At 46.4% G+C, this 1624-nt stretch carries 1 protein-coding gene; it reads left to right on the top strand.

The window, feature by feature from the left end; all coding sequences use genetic code 11:
- Positions 1-440: 440 nt before the first annotated feature.
- Positions 441-1139: a type IV pilus assembly protein FimV gene (locus tag EJP87_RS12045; protein ID WP_193771337.1), complete on the top strand. Its 699-nt coding sequence runs from the start codon at positions 441-443 to the stop codon at positions 1137-1139.
- Positions 1140-1624: the final 485 nt, after the last annotated feature.

Here is a 1624-nt window from a genome sequence, read left to right as displayed (position 1 = left end):
ATCAGAAAAATGCGCATCCAATTAGATACCGACTTCACATCTCCCTTATATTGCAGAATCGCCCTCGTCTCACGGGCCAGTTCCTCCCAACCAGTGGGAAACAAGGAACGTAAAAATTCCCAATTTTCATCCAGAAATATCGTATTCGCATCCATAGTGGTTGCATTATACACGCATCCACACTGCTCAACAATAAGTTTCGATAATCATGTTAGCGCATATGGGGCTTTGCCCGCAACCCACCAGGAGGAGATAATCTCCTCCTGGACCTCCTTAATAATTTTTTTGTTTTTTAATGCGCTTGCCCTGATTTGGGCAATAATCTGCCTTGAAGCAGAGAAGATCCATTGTTAAACTACCGGACAGCCCTGTTGATAGCCGAGCCAATGGGTCAATAATAGAGGCAAAAAATCAGTTTTATTCAGATCAAGGGGATGTGTGTGACTGCTCAGCGGGGGAAATTGCAGTTGGTAATGGGTTGGTTGCTGCTGGTGTTGCTGATGGTGACTCACCACACGGAAGCAACAGCAGAGAGCAGGTGTGCAGAAGCACAGGCCAACAGCGCAGAAAAAGAGCGCCTCTACGGCCCAATCAGAGAGGGTGAAACCTTGACCACCATCGCCCGCCCTCTCGCCAAAAAATATGCAGTCTCCTCCTATCAAACCCAGGTGGCCATTTGGCGACGCAACCCTGGTCAATTTGTCCAGGCCAATATGAATGGCTTGAAAAGTGGCTGCCAGTTGGTGCTTCCCGCCCCAGAACAGTTTGTGCAAACCGGCTTTGAAGAGGCCGAACAGTTGTTGCTGGCTCACGCCGCAGAGTGGAGGAAACCCTATTCCTCGCGAAAAAATATGGCTGTTCTCTCTTCCGGCAGCACCAGCAAAGAGCGTGGTGAACGGGCTTTCTCTGAAGAACGTCCCGTCCTGCTGACTCCTGAAGTTCACAACTCTGCCCACCCTGCAGAAAATTTGCCGGTCGAACAGATCACCTCACGTTTGCAATCGATTGTCACTCTCCTGGAAAAAAATCAGCAGCAAATGGATGCACTCATGCAGCGGGTCAGCGCCATGGAAAACAAGCAAGAGCTGTTCAAACAGTTTGATCAACGTCTGTCAGTCCTGGAAGGTCGGCTTAAATAGTCCTGATGGCCAGTTGCTGGAAGATGGCTCTCTCCTCAAATAGCAAATTTATTTATAGCCTTTATAAATATATATAGTCACAGCAATATAAAATGTGGCTATTTTATTTCTATAGAAAGCTCTAAATGATTGTCTTTGCGTCATTTTTCTGGTATAGCGCTGATGCGCTAGCAGACTTTTCTGCAAGCATTTTTTTTCAACAGATCTACTGATTCTCAGTAAATTCCTTTCTATTAGTGTTGAAAATTGATTGGCTGTTCGTTAACATGGCAACCGAGCGGTTATACTACTTTCAGTCATTCCTTTCCCGCATTCCGTAGGGCAAAGCGGATTGCTCATGTCAATAAATGATAGCAAAGGTGATAAAATGAGTACTTTCATGCGCTTATGGACAGGGATAGCATTGTGCATAATCGCTGTGGCTGCCGGATGGGTAGTGGATATTATTACCCTCCGGGATTATGAAGAGGATCAGCTCTCCTGGC

It is taken from the genome of Candidatus Magnetaquicoccus inordinatus (genome assembly GCF_004217665.1).
GTDB lineage: Bacteria > Pseudomonadota > Magnetococcia > Magnetococcales > Magnetaquicoccaceae > Magnetaquicoccus > Magnetaquicoccus inordinatus.
Note: the sequence above shows the minus strand (reverse complement) of the source record. Positions and strands in the feature narration are given on the sequence as shown.